Below are 16,580 nucleotides of genomic sequence, written 5' to 3' on the forward strand. Positions count from 1 at the left end.
ATGAGAGCTTTAACAATTGCTGGCAATGTGTCACCGTAATTTCTTGTAATAATTAATCAGGGCATTGGTTGAGCTGTCATGGCTATTGATCTCTTTATCTTCTTTTAGTTCAGGCAGAATCTTCTTGGCCAAGACCTTGCCCAATTCTACCCCCATCTGATCGAACGAATTTATGTTCCAAATCACGCCTTGAACAAAAATTTTATGTTCATAGAAGGCGATTAGGGTTCCGAGTGTTTTTGGAGTCAGTTTTTTAAAAAGGAAGGAGTTGGAGGGTTTGTTGCCGGGGAAGATTTTAGAAGCGACCAGTATTTGGTCTTGGTTGTCTTCAGCGCTTAAATCTTGGCGGACTTCCTCCTCGGTTTTGCCCTTCATCAACGCTTCCGGTTGTGCCAGGAAATTGGAAATGAGGATGTCGTGATGTTCGGGCAGGGGATGTTGGCTTTGCGCGGGCGCCAGAAAATCGCATGGGACCAGTTTTGTGCCTTGGTGCATCAATTGATAGAAAGCGTGTTGTCCGTTTGTGCCGGGTTGGCCCCAAATGATCGGACCGGTGCTGTAATCGACCTTGGCGCCATTAAAATCGATCGATTTGCCATTGCTTTCCATGTCGCCTTGCTGCATATAAACGGGAAAGTAAAATAACGATTGATCGTACGGCAGGATTGCATGGGATTCCGCCGAGAAAAAATTGTTATACCAGATTCCCAGCAAGGCCATGATGACCGGGATATTGTTTTCATAAGGAGTCTGGCGAAAGTGCATGTCGGCTTCGAAGGCCCCTTGCAGCAGTTCTTCGAAGTTATCCATCCCTATATAAAGGGCGATAGATAAACCGACTGCGGACCATAATGAAAACCGGCCCCCGACCCAGTTCCAGAATTCAAACATGTTGTTTGGGTCGATGCCGAATTTAATGACGTTTTCGCGGTGGGTCGAAATGGCGGCAAAGTGTTTTTTGATGGCGGATTCGTCTTTGACTTTCTCCAAAAACCAGCGCCGCGCCGAATTGGCGTTGGTCATGGTTTCCTGGGTATTGAAAACCTTGGACGCCACTAAAAAAAGCGTGGTCTCGGGATCGATTTTTTTCAATGCAGCGACTATATCGGCTTGGTCGACATTGGAAACGAAATGGATTTTCAAGTCATCCCGGGCATACGGAGACAAGGCGTGACAGACCATCTTGGGGCCTAAGTCAGAGCCGCCGATACCGATATTTACGATATCGGTGATCGCTTTGCCGGTATAGCCTTTCCATGCCCCGGACCTCACTTGTTCGGAGAATATCCGCATCTTCTCCAGCTCCCGTTTGATCTGCGGCATGACGTCTTTTCCATCGACGTGCACTGGGTTGCTTCCTCTGTTGCGCAAGGCCGTGTGTAATACCGAGCGTCTCTCGGTGGTGTTGATCATGACACCATTGAACATGTCTTCCGTTTTTTGTTTGAGGCCGGCTAACTCCGTTAATTTAAGCAGGAGGGGGAGTGTGTGTTCGTCGATTAGATTTTTGGAATAATCGAATAGTATGTCGTTAAAAACCTGTGAAAATTTACTGAAGCGGTCCGTGTCAGTTTTGAAAGCCTCTTTTATGGAGAAGCTGGCTGCGATATCACGCTGATGTTGCGCAATCGCATTCCATTCAACAGAGTTTGTTAATTTAGACATGTTCTTATTATTCAAAATGAAAAGAAATTGAGGGAGTCTACAGGATGAAAGCTCAAGAAACACCGCATCATTATAATGATTGTTATCTGTTCATGACAAAAAAATAATCGGGAGGCTTTTCAACCCTTCGAAAAACAAGGATTGCCTTTCTTTGCTTGGGGCGATGTGCTAGAGTAAGTAGCTGTTTTTTAATTGTCGTTTAGCCGGAATAGCGGTTTTTTTGGACGATAATTGCTTTAAAACAGCGGCTGTGTTAAAAAGGCAGAGCCTAATAAGAAAAACTAGATATACTTATTTACTATCAACACAGGAAGGTATTATGAGCAAAAAACACATCTTAAGAAATGGTTTCCTGGGTCTTCTGGGATTGATTTTTTCATCAGCCCTGTGGGCTCACGGCGGTGCTGCGGGTACCGATACAGACCAATGTAAATTCGAATTAGAGCCAGGCCATTGGTTGCATTACACTGCATATCAACCTAAAGCTTATCCGGCCGAAGAATTCTGCGGCAATTTGCCAGACTTGAATACACTGACTCAATTGGTATTCGACTATCAAGATATTCGTTACCGCGATAGAAGGATAGAATTCGAAGTCACCAAAGAGCCCGAAGGCAAGCGCGTATTTTTTCAAGAAGCGGCAAAACATCCTTCAGGCACGGTCGTTCTGTCTCTGCCAAATGGTATAACTGAAGCGGGCAAATATCTGATCCACATTACGTTACTACAGGATAACGGCGAAAGACTCGATGCTCACATGGGATTCAAAGCGGGTTCCGGTCAACCGGTAAGTTCCGGTAGCATGGGATTGTATGCCTTGATAGCTCTCGCTGCCCTGTATGTCTTCTATCTGTCTAATGAAGGCTTCAAACGTAAAGTCGATGAATTAATCGGAAAAGCTAAAGACGCTTAACCACCTTATTCAACCAAGGTAACAATAAAATGCAGAAACATCCCCTAAGTATTCTTTTGGGAGCGGCTGCGCTGCTGATGCCGGTTATGGCATCGGCAGCGGTTGGCTTGCCAAAAACAGCAAAAATTGATCGTGGAGAAGTTGAAGCACCCTGTAATGTGAATAATCCTGAGTGGCGCGAAGCGCACACGATCGAGGGTGTGAAAATTCAGGAGTCGTTACGCTGTAGCCCCGATAACCCTGCTGATATTGCCGCGGAGGTAAAAGGCACTAATAACATCTCAATGGAAACATTGATGAAGACTTATTATGCCGCTGATGCAATTACCAAAAAAAATGATATGGATGGGGATGGTGACCCTGATCTGATTATTATCAAGTTGGAAGTAACCGAATTGAATGGCCATTCGCCGGATTTTGCCGGATTGGTTCCGACTTTCGATATTGCGCCAGGAATACAGCCGGGCATGTGGGTGTTTGCCCCTAAATCCCGCGGTATGGCTACTAACAGTTTTGTAGGCACCGATGCCAATCCGTTGTTGCGTGCGCCTTCTCCGCCAATTAGGGTCGAGCAGGGCGATATCGTCTGGATTCAGCTGGAAAATAGCCACTATTTCCCGCATACGATCCATTTGCATGGGGTCGATCACCCTTGGGTAGATAGCTCTGGTGAAGGCAACGACGGCGTGCCCCAAACCAGTGACAAATTTGTTCTACCTGGACAAAGTAAAACTTACGAAATCAGACCGAGAGTGCCCGGTACTTTTGTTTATCACTGCCATGTACAGACGCACGTGCATTTGGCGATGGGCTTGGTCGGCATGTTCATTGTCGAAGAAAATCGTCCGAACAACTGGGTGCAAACGTTCAATGTTGGCGGTGGAGAGGTTAGGCATCCTTCCAAAGCAATTTTGGAAAAGTATGACAGTGAATACGACCTTCACTATCATGCGATGGATAAGGAATTACATAATATAATTCAGCAATACAACGACCCTCGTTTAATCGCGAAAAAAATGAATCGTGAATATGACATGACCGATTCAACCGAGGATTATCACACGCTGAATGGCCGCTCTTTCCCGTATACCTTGCGGGAATCGTTGATTGTGACCGAACCGAACCAGAATATTAAAGTAAGGATGTTCAACAGTACTGGCGAGACGCTGGCTATGCATACTCATGGCCACAAAGGTACGATCACGCATTATGATGGTGTCGAACATAATCCTAGCGCACAGATAATGCGTGATGTCTATAATCTAGCGCCGGCCCAACGTAACGATTTATTAATTAGCACCAAGGACGACGGTTTACATAGCTATGGCCAAGGTATTTGGATTTTCCACGATCATCGAGAAAAAGGGATTACCACCGACGGCATGAATCCGGGCGGTAATGTCAGCGCGATCGTCTATAAAAAATACCTGAACGAAGAAGGCATGCCGATGGGTATAGGCGAAAGTCCGGAAAATTTGTTCACCAAGGCTTTTCAACAACGTAAACTGCCGGTTTGGCAAGATATCGATCCATGGAATAGCTTAGGTGAAGCCGATGCAACCGGATATGTCGCTCCTCCTGCCGGCGTGCCGATAGCCGTCGAGGAACCTCCGAAATCCTTAAGCCAGCTTTACCAAGAAAAGGCTGCTAAGGGAGGCAGTAATACTTTCGGCAATTTTATATTCGGCTTGATTCTCGGTATCGCAGCCTATTTGTTGGTGGTTAACCGTGAAAAGCTCATGGCGATGATGTCGTCAAATAAAGGAGGGAATTGATAATGGTTAAAATATTGTCAATCGCTGCATTAGTTATGACGCTGGTCGCTCCTGGCGTTCATGCTAAGGAATTCCAGGACCACTCCAATATGATGGATCACGGTGACGGCCATTTGATGGATATGGACGGTGCCATGGTAATGGGGCAGAATACCGATAAGCTACCTGGAGGCTGCGATAAAATCGCCGCAACCGAAGAGATTACCGTGCATGCCGGTCATAAATATGCCGAAAAATTCCCTGGACGTATGTTCGCCTTCGATACTCAGGAGTGGCAATTCGAACCGTGTACTAAATTGACCGTGCATTTTATTAATGATGATGAAATCAGGCACCAATGGATGATGCACGGATTGCCGAAATATATGTATCCTAAGGGTATGTTCCATCTTGAAGTCACCGGGCCTGGCCAAGTGTCCGGTACCTTGATTTTCCCTCCTGGCGATAAAACCTATCTCGTGCACTGCGATATTTCGCAGCACATGGAAAAAGGTATGAAAGCACAGATAAAAATCGGCGAGGGTAGCGGCGATTTACCGAGTATTCCAGGTATTACCGCCAATGTCATTCAAGATGACTACAGTCAGAGTATCCCTGACTTGACTCCGACGGCGCCGGCAGGTGCGACAACGCCAGCTGGAAGTGATATCGTTCCGGGAACAGATGGTAGTGCTACGAATGGTTCATTTGTTTCCGGTATCATGGTTATCGGATTGGCGGTAGGTTTTGTATTGGCTCCTTTATTAGCTAAAAAATTTAAAGGGATGACCTTTGGCGAGGGAGTGGCTTACGTTTTCGAGCTATTGTCTCAAGCTATAGGCATGATTATTAAGCTGTTAAGTGGCGTGATCAATAAGTTCCTATCCAAAAAAAGCATACAACTACCTGATAAATAAATACGTTGAGCCGAGAAAAGCCCTCTGAGACGACTGGTTTCAGGGGGCTTTTTTATTGGAAAAAGTCATGCATGAAGAGTCTTTGTCTCTATTGGGTTTATTTGGCAGCGCATTCATATCGTCGACCATAGCGCCCGGCGGTTCCGAAGCGGTTTTAGCCTACATGGTTTCGATTGGCGATAAGCCGCTTCAATTGCTGATTCTTGTGGCAACGATCGGCAATACGTTGGGGGCTTTGACTACTTGGTGGTTAGGTAGTTGGGCGGCGACAAAATACCCGTTGGAAAAAGTGTTGTCCGATGACAAAAGGAAATCAATAAACACGGTCAAAAAATGGGGCGGATGGGCGTTGCTTTTTTCCTGGTTGCCGGTCGTTGGCGATGGTCTGTGTTTTGCCGGAGGCTGGCTCAGATTGTCATTAGCCACTTCCGTGGTGGCAATATTGCTGGGGAAAGCCGTGAGGTATACTGTAGTTGCTTACGCCTCGGCTAGTTTGATTTAACACGCGGAGTTTTTAATTAACCAACGCCATACAAGAAAGAGGTGAAAATGTTTTCATTGCCGCATTTTCCGGAAGTTGGGGTGCAGGCGGAACACCGCAAAAGAGATTACTTTATTGCGCTGTTCACCTTTATTACAACGGCCATTTGCTTGATAACCGATTCGTTTGCACCACTTGAGATGCAATATGTGTTAGGGGTTTGCGGTTGGACGTTTTTGCTTGCTTTTTTGTGGGGAGAATGTAAATACGTCAGGGTGCAAGTTCTGGTCGCCGTGGTATTTGCGACGCTAGGTGAAAATTTTGCTTCGCTCTTTATGCGGGGGTATATTTACCGTTTCGAAAACCTGCCATTTTATGTTCCGGCCGGCCATGGATTGGTTTATTTGACAGCGGTCGCGCTGGGGCGCTCTGGATTATTTCAACAATACGCGAGAGTGATTGCGTTATTTGTCGTTTTATTGTGCGGAGCTTGGGCGTTATGGGGCATCACCGGGGCTGAACGGAAAGACGAGATCGGTGTCGTTTTGTATGGTGTGTTTTTGCTGTACTTATTTAAGGGGCGTTCACCAATGGTGTATCTGGCGGCTTTTTTTATCACCAGTTGGTTGGAATTGGTTGGCACCACGGCCGGAACCTGGGCCTGGGCCGAGGTCGATCCAGCCTCCGGGCTAGCCCAGGGTAATCCGCCTAGTGGGGTTGCGGCTTGGTATTGTTTGGTCGATGCGGTGGCATTAAATGGAGCGGCCTTGTTTTTTAAAGGACTGGAGTATTTGAAAAGGCAAAGCTTTAAAAAAAACATCAAAGTTAACATCAATGATTGATCAGTTAGCGCTAGCCCCGCTGACAAACAAGCAATGAAATATTATATTTGATCATCGCGCTTTAAAATCTGGCATTTCAATACCTTCGCTCTCCGGGAGAAGTTGGACGGGGCATCAAAGAAACGAGTTTTGATGTGAGAACAGTATATCTCGACGGACTTATAATTAACCGTGATAGAAATAAATACGATAAAGGATGCTGTGGAATTTTCCACTGTAAAGCGAATCTTGGTAATCAAATTGCAGCATTTAGGAGATGTTCTTCTGACCACGCCGTTGTTCAGTATACTTAAAGAGCAATTTCCACATTTAGAAATAGATGTATTGATCTATCAAGAAACTAAGGTGGTTTTAGAGGGTAATCCGTACCTCCAGGAAATGCATACGATTGATAGAACATGGAAAAATCAGGGTGTATTATACCAATTACGTCACGAAATTAACTTAGCGAGGCAATTACGATCCCGACAATACGATTTAATCATAAATTTGACAGATCGTTGGCGCGGAGCTTGGTTGACGCGTTTTCTGAGGTCTGCTTATTCGGTATCTCAGCCTTATCCTCATAGAAGAGGCAAGTTTTGGCGAAAAAGTTTTACGCATATATATCGTGTTCCACCAAGGTATCGTCATACCGCTGAGAAAAATCTTGATGCAATTAGGCGCTTAGGCGTTCAAACTCTATCATCTAATAAAAGATTGACGTTTATTCCCAATACTCTATCGACAGAAAAGGCTCGTCATATACTCGGCGAATATCAAATTGAAGAGAAAAAAATTATTGTAGTCCATCCGACATCGAGATGGATGTTTAAAGCTTGGAATGCTCATGGTTTTGCCAAGGTAATCGATCATTTATATGACTTAGGTCATTGCCCCATCCTGATATCTGGCCCGGCAAAATTGGAAATTGAGTATGTACGGATGATTATGAAAGAAGTATCTTCTCCAGCTATCGACTTATCCGGGCAGTTATCGCTAAATGAATGCGGAGCGCTAATCGAATTGGCTGATTGTTTCTTAGGACTTGATTCGGTAGCGATGCATATTGCCTCAGCGGTAAATACGCCGTGTGTCGCCTTGTTTGGACCCACGATTGATAAAGTATGGGGACCTTGGATGGTTAGGCATAACATTATTACCGAACAAGTGCATTGCCGGCCTTGTCAATTAAAAGGCTGCGGAGACGGCATGATTAGTGAATGTTTGCAACTGATCAAACCTGAAACTGTGATCGAATCAGTTGTATCGATGCTAAACCAAGATCGAAAGTAGATGTTTATCGCGCATATAGAGAGTAGCCTTAATTGGGGCGGACAAGAATTAAGAGTAATTGAACAAATGGAATGGTTACTCAACAACGGTCATAAGAGCGTCGTTATCGCTAGGAAGCAGTCAGCCATATTGCTTGAAGCGAAAAAAAGAGGATTGCCATGTTATGAATTTGAAATCAGAGGTTCAGTTAATCTCAAGCAAATAAGAAAGTTAATTAAATTTTTAAAAGAAAATGAAGTCGATATTTTGGATGCGCATAGTAACCGCGATGCGACTTATGCTCTGTTCGTCAGACTTTTTACGGGAATAAAGGTTGTTCGTTCGCGGCATGTGACAACTCGAATCAAAAACGATTTTCTTAGATCATTGGTATGGAAATACGGTAATGATGCGATAGTGGCTACGGCAAACAAAATAAAGCACGATATAATGCAGCTGGGGTTTGCTGCAGAAAATAAGATATTTGTTGCGCCTGCGGGGGTGGATGAAAAACGGTTTAGACATGCCCTAGAAAATGCCCGAGTGAGATCAGAGCTGAATATTCCGGAAAATGATTGGATTATCGCTAATGTAGGGATGATTAGACCTGATAAAGGTCAACTCTATTTCGCCAAAATGGGCTGTAAGTTGTTAGAAAAACATGACAACGTTACTTTGTTACAAATAGGTGATTCGACAAGGGATACGGAACAATACAAGAAGGTTGTTTTGGAGTACTGCGATAACAACTATGTTCATAGGGATAAAATAAAATTTCTGGGCTATAAATCCGATATCGAAAATTATCTAGCAATTGCCGATGTCGTCGTTATCGCTTCGATAAAGACAGAAGCGCAAACTCGCTTGGTTTCACAATGTTTTCTAATGAAAAAGAATGTAGTTGCCACGACTGTCGGTGGATTGCCGGAGATGATAAGTCACAACGCAACAGGGCTATTATGTGAGCCGGAAAATCCACAAGACTTGGCCGATAAGGTAAGTGAATTGCTGGACAATGAATTGCTGAGAAAAAACTTAGCCGATAATGCCTATGAGCATGCGATGACTAATAGTACGATGGACGCGATGATGCAATATATGCTTGATGTTTACGGTGAGCTACTACCGTCAAGTAATCATACAAATGGTTGACTAGCCAAGTAATTTTCTAAGGTAAACACCTGTACGTTAATAGACGTATCCAAGTGGAAAATTGCTGACATGTTTGATTATCGCAACCGTTCGAACGCCTCGTATCCTGGTCATCTGCTGATATTGACTGAAGCTTATGGGTAATCAAGTAACTATTTATGAATATATTGATCTTGCAAAAAAACGCCGGAAAAGCCGGCGCTCAAAATTCATTAAGACGATTATTGTCTTCTGAGGTCTTTAGAAAGCAAAATGTTTTAGTTGTCACTGGAACTCAAGGTTGGTTTTTGGATCAAGTAAAATCTTTGGGAATACGCTATATTTCGATTCGCTATCCAGCTTATAGATCTCTATATGGGAAAATGATTGGAAATAGAATCTGGTTTTCTAAGGTTATTCGTGAATTAAAAAAAATTGATTTTGTTCCGGACATATTGCAGGGTAATAATCATTTTGAGGCTCCATTTTTGCATTTGCTTAAGGAGCATTTTACTAAGGCAAAAACTGTTGCGTTTATCAGGGATCCTGACGTAAATGAGCAGGATTATATTAAGTATAGAAGTGGCGAGTGCGATATACGTATCGCAGTGAGTCAATTTATGCATGACTCTTTAGTATGGGATAGAGAAGCAAAAGTTTTTAATAATGGGGTATTTGAAAATGAAATTTATCCATTTTCAAATAAAAGCAGTGTTTATCCAAGCCGTTGGTTAGTTTTAGGCAATCCTAGTAAGAGAAAAGGCTGGTCTGATTTTTTGTCGGCGCTCAATTTTTTGCAAGAATCAAATCGTCTTAATGATGTAAAACAAATAGTTTTTACAGGAATGCCTTCGGGTAATCAGCTAATTGAATATCAAAATCGATGTCGGAGCTTTAAAGATAAAATTAACTTAGAATTTGTACCTTTCTTTGATAACTTAGGGGAAGCTTGTCAAGATTTTGATTTGATAATTCAACCAAGCCGAAGTGAAAGTTTTGGTATGGCTCTTTTAGAAGCTTGTTGTGCAGGGAAGTGTGTAGTCTCTTCGAGAACAGGTGTTGCGGAAAAATTAATATTGAACCCTAATTTGCTCTTTGAGCCTTGTGAAGTTAGCGGGTTAGTTGCGAGCTTAGAATACGTTTTGTCAAATTGGCAAAATATAGGGGATGATCGAAAGGAGATGCTACAAATAGTAAGAGAAAATTATAGTACGGAAAGAAATGCTGGTAAAATTATCAAGCTTTATGAACAAATGTTGGGCTAAGTGATTAGCGAAATTTGTATCCTGCCAGAGCAATGTGGTGTTCGGCTCAGCAGCGATTTTGCTTCCGAAGTATCCTTCAAAACTCGCAATCGATCTAATCATTTCAATGAGTTAAAACGGGAGGGCGGCGGCAAGGATTGCGAGCAACCAATCTAGCTACATGCCAATCTTCTCGATCAAAACCACTTCGCAGTCCGATTTCGGTCATTCCTGGCCTAAGGGCATCAATCGATCTGTGGCATACATTATCTCCACCATTTACCATTGTAAACCGACTGATGCAATGCTTTTTGGCTTAGTTTGAAAGGAAAGTTGATGCGAAAAAATTGCATTCCTTGGCTCAAGGTGAGCACTTGAAATAGAAATACTTTTCCAGTGATGCGCTAAGATTTTGCGCAGTCCAAATTGTCCAGAATCGGTGTGTAAGTGCATTTAAATAGTATCCGGTGCGTTAGCGAGGGAGGTTGAGAATAGTCGGACATAATAGTAACTTTAAGCGCAATGTTGAAAAATTATTGGTGTATTTTGAATAAAGTATAAAGATGGTGAAAAATCATGATTGGAAGCAGGTTAAGTGACCTGAGTCGACAGAATAATTGGGTGTTTTTACTAACATGTATTTTGTTTGCATCCATTTATTTGGGACCATCTAAAAGCTTTTGCAATGACGTGATTTATGCGGTTGCGATTATTTCAGCGATTTCGATTTTTAAAGCTAAAAAGTTATGTTACAAAATTTTTAGAAGGGAAAAAGAGTTAGTTGCGTTTTTCGTAATTACCGTTCTTAGTTGTTTATGGGGCGATGAGCGGAGTTTTTTCTATGCTTTGAAGTCATCGTTAGTGTTGATTTTTTTAATGTTTTTTTTACTGCGGTTTACCGAAGTTTTTATCGCTAGATTTGACGCGATTATGGGGGCCGTGATGCTTTTTGCAATTGGTTGGACAGTTCTTTTAATAGGTTTCCATTTATCTGATTTCGGAATCGATTGGACTTTCAGCAAAATGGAAGTGCATTATGGGCCCGTGATTCAGACTATCAGATCCGCGTCGATTTTAGCGGTTGCTTTGTTGATCGCATTATGGGCAGTGTTTTATAAGCAAGGGTGGTTGAGAATCGTGGGGGGAGTGTCCATTTGTCCGCTCCTCTACACTATTTTGTTACTACATAGTAGAGGAGCTATTTTGTCATTTTGTGTCGGATTCACTGCGCTGTATCTGTTTCATAGTGTTCCGGTAAAAGGTTATAAGAAACTGTTGATTGGCCTATTATTATTTTTGCTTTTGTTGGTTACTGGAATGCTATTTAATTTGTATTTCAACCCAAAAGGTATCAGTGATACGGTGAGAATTCCTATCTGGTTAAGTGCCCTCAATGAAATTTATCCAGAAAAACTTATTTTAGGAAAGGGGTATAGTACTGATCAGACGGTTGTGGTTCAGGAGGTAGGTAGCTACGTCCATGCACATAATTTTATCGTCAGTATTTTACGAGGAACTGGTTTAATAGGTATTTCCTTGTTCTTAATTTATGTTTTTGAAGCATTCAGTTCCGCTTTAAAAGCCCAGTTTAACTCATCAATGGCTCGATTATCGGCCAGTTGGCTGATATTAGGGTTGTCAACGGCTTTTTTTAATGGGAAGTATCCTGTTTATGTTTCACCCGACATCGTTTTGACATTGTGGTTACCATTGGCTTTTTTGGTGGCGGCGAACAGGTTTAATTCCATAGATGAATTAAAAGTGAGGCGAAGTGATTCATCAGGCGATTTAAATATTCAAGTGTAACCATCAAACATAATAGTTTATGAGAGGGGCATCGATTTATTAGTTTGTTTGCGACAGTTTGTTTTAGCTTCTGCAGAATCGGTATTTTCAACTTCCATGGCGGCTACAAATTTTGATCCTTGTGAAATCTGCATTGTTACTTTCTATTAAAATAAAATGTTGTAGTCACTACTTAGGTAGCACAACCATAAGGTAATGCCTCTAGGGAAGTTAAAGAGCTGCAGGCTAAAATTATGAATGGTTCTAATAACTGAATTAACTTAAATGAAAAAATATAATCATAACAAACAATCCCATATTGCTGTTTATAGCCGGCTGCTCGGTTATGTTAAGCCTTACCGTAGGTTGTTCGTTATCAGTGTTATTGGTTTCTTATTCTATTCCAGCACCCAACCTTTATTTGCTGCGTTAATCGAACATATTATCGATACATTGCAGTCTGGCGATAGAAAGAAGATGCTGTATTTGCCGTTATTGTTTACCGGTTTGGTATTTGTCAGGGGCATCGGAGCGTATATCGGAAATTATTTTTTAGCAAAGGTATCAAATAACGTTGTTCATGCACTTAGGTGCGAAGTCTTTAATCAATATACGCAATTACCGACCGCATATTTCGATCACAATAACAGCGGTTATATGATCTCAAGGATTACGCATAATGTCGGTGAAGTCACTAAAGCATGCACCGATGCAATCAGGACGTTTGTGCGTGAAGGCCTGACGGTTGTCGGTCTGCTCGCCTACCTTTTTTATATGCAATGGATGTTGTCGTTGGTTTTTTTGGCGATTGCTCCTGTTATTGCTGTCATGGTCGGTTATGTTAGCAGGCGACTTCGTCGCCTGGGCAAGAATATACAAAATTCAATTGGTGACATGACCCATGTCACTTCTGAATTGGTGAACGGTCATCGCATCGTCAGAAGTTATGGCGGGCAGCAATATGAACGTGGTCGTTTTCATTCAAGCAGTCAGAACAATCGCAATCAATCCTTAAAGTTGGCTACAACGATGGCGATTCATAGTCCGTTAATGCAATTTATAGTGTCGATTGCGTTAGCGGGTTTAATGTATTTGGCCTTGTTTTTTATGCATGATGTCAGTGCGGGCAGTTTTGTAGGATACCTGACTGCGGCATTTTTATTGCCAAGACCGATACGCCAATTAAGTAACGCTAATGGCGCCATACAAAAGGGCATTGTTGCCGCCGAGAGTATTTTTATTATCTTGGATGAACGCGCCGAAAAAAATGAGGGAACAAAGCAGTGCCAAAAAATTAGAGGGACGTTGGAATTTAAAGACCTGTGTTTTGCCTATTCTTCGGAAGCAGGCAATGCGTTAAATCATATTAGCTTTAAAGTAGAACCAGGACAGACGGTGGCTTTGGTTGGGCCGTCTGGAGGCGGTAAGAGTTCTATCGTAAACCTGCTTACTCGGTTTTACGAGTACGAACAGGGACAAATATTGCTGGATGGAGTCGACATCAGAGAGTATGAGCTATCTAGTCTACGCAGTCAGATCGCCTTGGTGACGCAGAGCATTACGTTGTTCAACGATACCGTCGCGAATAACATTGCTTATGGAGAGTTGGCGACGGCGACACGTGAACAGATTATCCAAGCTGCTAAGGATGCCTATGCGTTGGAGTTCATAGACAAATTGCCGGAAGGGTTTGATACTAATATCGGCGAACAGGGTATCACCTTGTCGGGAGGACAAAAGCAACGCTTGGCACTGGCAAGAGCCTTGGTCAAAAATGCGCCAATTTTGATTCTGGACGAAGCGACATCGGCGTTGGATGTTAAATCGGAGAAGTGGATTCAGGCGGCGCTGGAAAATGTCATGAAAGATAGAACGACATTGGTGATCGCTCATCGGTTATCAACTATCGTCAATGCGGACCGGATCATTGTGGTGGATCAGGGCCGAATTATCGAGCAGGGAACTCATGCGGAATTGATGGAGAAACGGGGCTTGTATTACAAGCTACAACAAGAATCAGGCTTGCGGACGTGAGATGGTGGCGAACAGTGAGCAATTGTCGCAACAGCTTTATATAGTAAGACGCAATAGCGGTTTTGGCGGCGCGGAGAGAGTTGCAGAGCGATTGGCGCAAAATTTCAGCGACCAATTCGAGGTACATCGATTATGGGCCGGCAATCGATTCAATGGACGAGTGATACCCGGGCGCAGCGGGCCGCCTTGGTGGCGCTCATGGTGGTACACTCAGCATATCAACCAACTGCCGATATATCATCAGAACAGCGTCGTTTACAGTCTCGAATATGGCCCTAATTGCGATATTTACCGTGCCGGTGATGGCGTTCATCGCCTGAATGTATTACGCCGTTACGGTTCGAACATAACTTGGATGGTCAACCCTTGGCATTGGTTGGCGCCTAAACTTGAGAGAAACAGCTTCGAGTCCGCTCGTTATATCATTGCTAATTCCAATTTAGTACGTTCCCACATCGTCCAGACTTATCCGCATGTACAAGATAAAATCGTAACTATTTATAATGGCTTCGACGAAACCGTGTTTAAGTTATCGTCAATCGATAAAGCTGAACTAAGAAGGTGGCTGGGTTTGCCTATAACGGCGGATAAAATTTTATTGTTATCCGGCTCCGGTTTTGAGCGCAAAGGTTTGCATCATGCTGTTGACATCGTAACTAAGTTGCATCGGCAAGGTTGTCGGGCTTATTTGGTTGTGGTTGGCAAGGGTGACAGTCGATATGTCAATAAAGCGATCGAAGCTGGCGGTCTGAAGGACTATATATTGTTTAAAGGGCTGGTCGATGATGTCGCCCAATATTATCAGGCGGCCGATCTGATGGTTTTGTTGACCCGTTATGATCCATTTTCCAATTCGTGCCTGGAGGCACTCGCTTGCGGGTGTCCGGTGATTACAACACGAAACAATGGTGCGATTGAGGTAATGAAACCCTATTCGGGTCTGGTCGTGAACGATGTCGCTGAAGAAGACGCTATTGAGCTATGTGCGGATTATATTTTGCAACAGACGTTCCAGGCTGAGCAAATTGCATCTAGCGTCTCTCATTTGACATCCGATCAGGAAAAAAATGCGCATCTAGAAGTCATCAATCGGGTATTTGAAGAGAAAAAATATGAATGAGCAAACAGCGGCGTCGCGTCTGTGTGCCGTGGTTCCTACTAAAGACAATATGCGGACGATTCAGGAGTGTTTGGAAAGTCTTGCGCCGGTTACTGAAGATATCATTATTGTCGATTCGGGGTCTACGGACGGTACGGTCGAATTTTGTCAGAATTTTGGCGCTAAAGTCATGCATAGGCCTTGGCCTGGAATGGTAAAGCAGCGACAGTTCTGCTTAGACCAAGGGCGAGACTATGATTGGATTTTAGTGTTGGATTCCGATGAATCGTTAGATGACGAGTTGCAGAAATCGATTAAATTGTTGCTCGAGAAAAGCGTCGATCCACAAATAAATGGTTTCACATTCAATCGAAAAGTGTGGTTTTTGGATGGATGGTTGCATCATGTGTTTCAGCCCGAACATCGATTAAGAGTTGTGCGTGGTGGTGTCGCAACCGTAAAGGGCGTCGGTCCTGAAGGGCTGGGAGGGCATGACCAAGTGATGGTCGAGGGGCGGGTCGAGCATTTGGACGGAACCTGCAAACATGATTCCTGGCAGGATCTCGATGATATGCTGCAAAGTTACATAAGGCTAGGGCGTCGAGCAGCGCAATACGATCCGAAACCCAGCCGGTCTTATATGATTTTGCTTAATCCTTTGTTGGCTTTTGTTAAGCAATATATCCTTAAAGGCGGTTTCAAAGATGGGCGTAGAGGGCTAATTGCATCAGCCGGAGTGGCTTGCGGTAATATGATCAAGCAGCTGCAAAAAAACGAACAACAATGGATGAATAGATGAGCTAAAGATCCTTAATTGTGTCGCTAAAGTCTTTTTTAGGGATGACGCTATCAGGTAAACGGCTAATCGGTGACAAATTAAAGACGTGAAGCTTATTTTGTTTACAAAGCTTGCCGACAATTTTAAATGAAGGCAGTATAGTATTGACGTAATCCCGATCAAGATGCGAAGGCATGGCTTTTTCGCCTCGTTCGTAAAATCGCGTTTCGCCATTGGGGCTACTCAGATCCATGCCAATGAGATTGATTTCTCTAAAACCCAGGCCATAGGCAATCTGTAATGCAAAATAGGGTACCGTATGGGCGGTAAATAACCCTTTTTTAGGATTTAGGGAAAAACCGATTCGCCCGTCTTCGGTGATAATTTCCGGATCGTTATGCGCCATTTTGACGATATCTGCAAATTCAAGCGCAGCTTCGCCATAAACTTTGAAATGATTATGAAACAATGTGATTTTAGGATGATCCACAAGTAATTGTGGGTTGATGTCACAGATTGCGCTAATGGCTTGAGGGGTAAAAAAACAGTGGCAGGTTCTGTCTTTAAGGATGATCTTCAACAAATGAGGACGGGTATAGACGAAGTCTTCATCGCTAATGACATAGAATTTTGGCGATAAGTCATGTTCCACAAATTTTAAAATCGAACCGTTCACGCCGAAA

At 43.3% G+C, this 16,580-nt stretch carries 14 protein-coding genes (1 of these 14 only partly in view); 12 read left to right on the top strand and 2 right to left on the bottom strand.

Annotated elements, in window-relative coordinates; genetic code table 11:
* Positions 1-30 precede the first annotated feature (30 nt).
* Positions 31-1,665: a glucose-6-phosphate isomerase gene (gene pgi, locus EP25_RS0114420; RefSeq protein WP_031434546.1), complete on the bottom strand. Its 1,635-nt coding sequence runs from the start codon at positions 1,663-1,665 to the stop codon at positions 31-33.
* A gap of 319 nt (positions 1,666-1,984) precedes the next feature.
* Between pgi and EP25_RS0114425 the strand changes: the two genes are divergently transcribed.
* The 12 genes from EP25_RS0114425 to EP25_RS0114485 all read left to right on the top strand — a co-directional run bounded on the left by EP25_RS0114425 (position 1,985) and on the right by EP25_RS0114485 (position 15,918).
* Positions 1,985-2,578, top strand: a complete 594-nt coding sequence (locus EP25_RS0114425) for a hypothetical protein (RefSeq protein ID WP_031434547.1) — start codon at positions 1,985-1,987, stop codon at positions 2,576-2,578.
* A 29-nt stretch (positions 2,579-2,607) separates the two neighbouring features.
* Positions 2,608-4,353, top strand: coding sequence for a multicopper oxidase domain-containing protein (locus EP25_RS0114430; RefSeq protein WP_031434548.1), 1,746 nt, complete (start codon positions 2,608-2,610; stop codon positions 4,351-4,353).
* Between the two features lie 2 nt (positions 4,354-4,355).
* Positions 4,356-5,249, top strand: coding sequence for a cupredoxin domain-containing protein (locus EP25_RS0114435; RefSeq protein ID WP_031434549.1), 894 nt, complete (start codon positions 4,356-4,358; stop codon positions 5,247-5,249).
* A gap of 67 nt (positions 5,250-5,316) precedes the next feature.
* Positions 5,317-5,751, top strand: coding sequence for a YqaA family protein (locus EP25_RS0114440; RefSeq protein WP_031434550.1), 435 nt, complete (start codon positions 5,317-5,319; stop codon positions 5,749-5,751).
* Between the two features lie 47 nt (positions 5,752-5,798).
* A complete protein-coding gene (locus EP25_RS0114445; protein WP_031434551.1) occupies positions 5,799-6,572 on the top strand; it encodes a hypothetical protein in 774 nt (257 codons plus the stop codon).
* Between the two features lie 171 nt (positions 6,573-6,743).
* Positions 6,744-7,847, top strand: a complete 1,104-nt coding sequence (rfaQ, locus tag EP25_RS0114450; RefSeq protein ID WP_051906712.1) for a putative lipopolysaccharide heptosyltransferase III — start codon at positions 6,744-6,746, stop codon at positions 7,845-7,847.
* Positions 7,848-8,978, top strand: a complete 1,131-nt coding sequence (locus EP25_RS0114455; protein ID WP_031434553.1) for a glycosyltransferase family 4 protein — start codon at positions 7,848-7,850, stop codon at positions 8,976-8,978.
* Between the two features lie 158 nt (positions 8,979-9,136).
* Positions 9,137-10,222 carry a glycosyltransferase family 4 protein gene (locus EP25_RS0114460; protein WP_031434554.1) on the top strand — a complete coding sequence of 362 codons (1,086 nt, stop codon included), beginning with the start codon at positions 9,137-9,139 and terminating at the stop codon, positions 10,220-10,222.
* 555 nt (positions 10,223-10,777) lie between these two features.
* Entirely contained in the window at positions 10,778-12,007 is a 1,230-nt protein-coding gene (locus EP25_RS0114470) for an O-antigen ligase family protein (RefSeq protein WP_152555652.1), read from the top strand.
* Between the two features lie 264 nt (positions 12,008-12,271).
* Positions 12,272-14,020 carry a lipid A export permease/ATP-binding protein MsbA gene (gene msbA / locus EP25_RS0114475; RefSeq protein WP_031434556.1) on the top strand — a complete coding sequence of 583 codons (1,749 nt, stop codon included), beginning with the start codon at positions 12,272-12,274 and terminating at the stop codon, positions 14,018-14,020.
* Between the two features lie 22 nt (positions 14,021-14,042).
* A complete protein-coding gene (locus tag EP25_RS22560) occupies positions 14,043-15,140 on the top strand; it encodes a glycosyltransferase family 4 protein (protein ID WP_160172738.1) in 1,098 nt (365 codons plus the stop codon).
* Positions 15,133-15,918, top strand: a complete 786-nt coding sequence (locus EP25_RS0114485) for a glycosyltransferase family 2 protein (protein WP_031434558.1) — start codon at positions 15,133-15,135, stop codon at positions 15,916-15,918. Before EP25_RS22560 ends, EP25_RS0114485 begins: the two co-directional genes overlap by 8 nt.
* A gap of 1 nt (position 15,919) precedes the next feature.
* Here EP25_RS0114485 and EP25_RS0114490 read toward each other — a convergent pair whose 3' ends face one another.
* On the bottom strand, positions 15,920-16,580 hold the 3' portion of the coding sequence (locus tag EP25_RS0114490; RefSeq protein WP_084191048.1) for a 6-hydroxymethylpterin diphosphokinase MptE-like protein. Its footprint extends 278 nt past the window's final position; the window shows 661 of its 939 coding nt (coding positions 279-939); its start codon lies beyond the right edge, outside the window — the gene reads right to left on this strand; the stop codon is at positions 15,920-15,922.

It is taken from the genome of Methylomarinum vadi, from assembly GCF_000733935.1.
GTDB lineage: Bacteria > Pseudomonadota > Gammaproteobacteria > Methylococcales > Methylomonadaceae > Methylomarinum > Methylomarinum vadi.

What these genes read in the sequence shown, in the direction of transcription:
- pgi (WP_031434546.1), bottom strand. Translation starts at nt 1,665, where the DNA reads ATGTCTAAATTAACAAACTCTGTTGAATGGAATGCGATTGCGCAACAT.
- EP25_RS0114425 (WP_031434547.1), top strand. Translation starts at nt 1,985, where the DNA reads ATGAGCAAAAAACACATCTTAAGAAATGGTTTCCTGGGTCTTCTGGGA.
- EP25_RS0114430 (WP_031434548.1), top strand. Translation starts at nt 2,608, where the DNA reads ATGCAGAAACATCCCCTAAGTATTCTTTTGGGAGCGGCTGCGCTGCTG.
- EP25_RS0114435 (WP_031434549.1), top strand. Translation starts at nt 4,356, where the DNA reads ATGGTTAAAATATTGTCAATCGCTGCATTAGTTATGACGCTGGTCGCT.
- EP25_RS0114440 (WP_031434550.1), top strand. Translation starts at nt 5,317, where the DNA reads ATGCATGAAGAGTCTTTGTCTCTATTGGGTTTATTTGGCAGCGCATTC.
- EP25_RS0114445 (WP_031434551.1), top strand. Translation starts at nt 5,799, where the DNA reads ATGTTTTCATTGCCGCATTTTCCGGAAGTTGGGGTGCAGGCGGAACAC.
- EP25_RS0114455 (WP_031434553.1), top strand. Translation starts at nt 7,848, where the DNA reads ATGTTTATCGCGCATATAGAGAGTAGCCTTAATTGGGGCGGACAAGAA.
- EP25_RS0114460 (WP_031434554.1), top strand. Translation starts at nt 9,137, where the DNA reads ATGAATATATTGATCTTGCAAAAAAACGCCGGAAAAGCCGGCGCTCAA.
- EP25_RS0114470 (WP_152555652.1), top strand. Translation starts at nt 10,778, where the DNA reads ATGATTGGAAGCAGGTTAAGTGACCTGAGTCGACAGAATAATTGGGTG.
- msbA (WP_031434556.1), top strand. Translation starts at nt 12,272, where the DNA reads ATGAAAAAATATAATCATAACAAACAATCCCATATTGCTGTTTATAGC.
- EP25_RS0114485 (WP_031434558.1), top strand. Translation starts at nt 15,133, where the DNA reads ATGAATGAGCAAACAGCGGCGTCGCGTCTGTGTGCCGTGGTTCCTACT.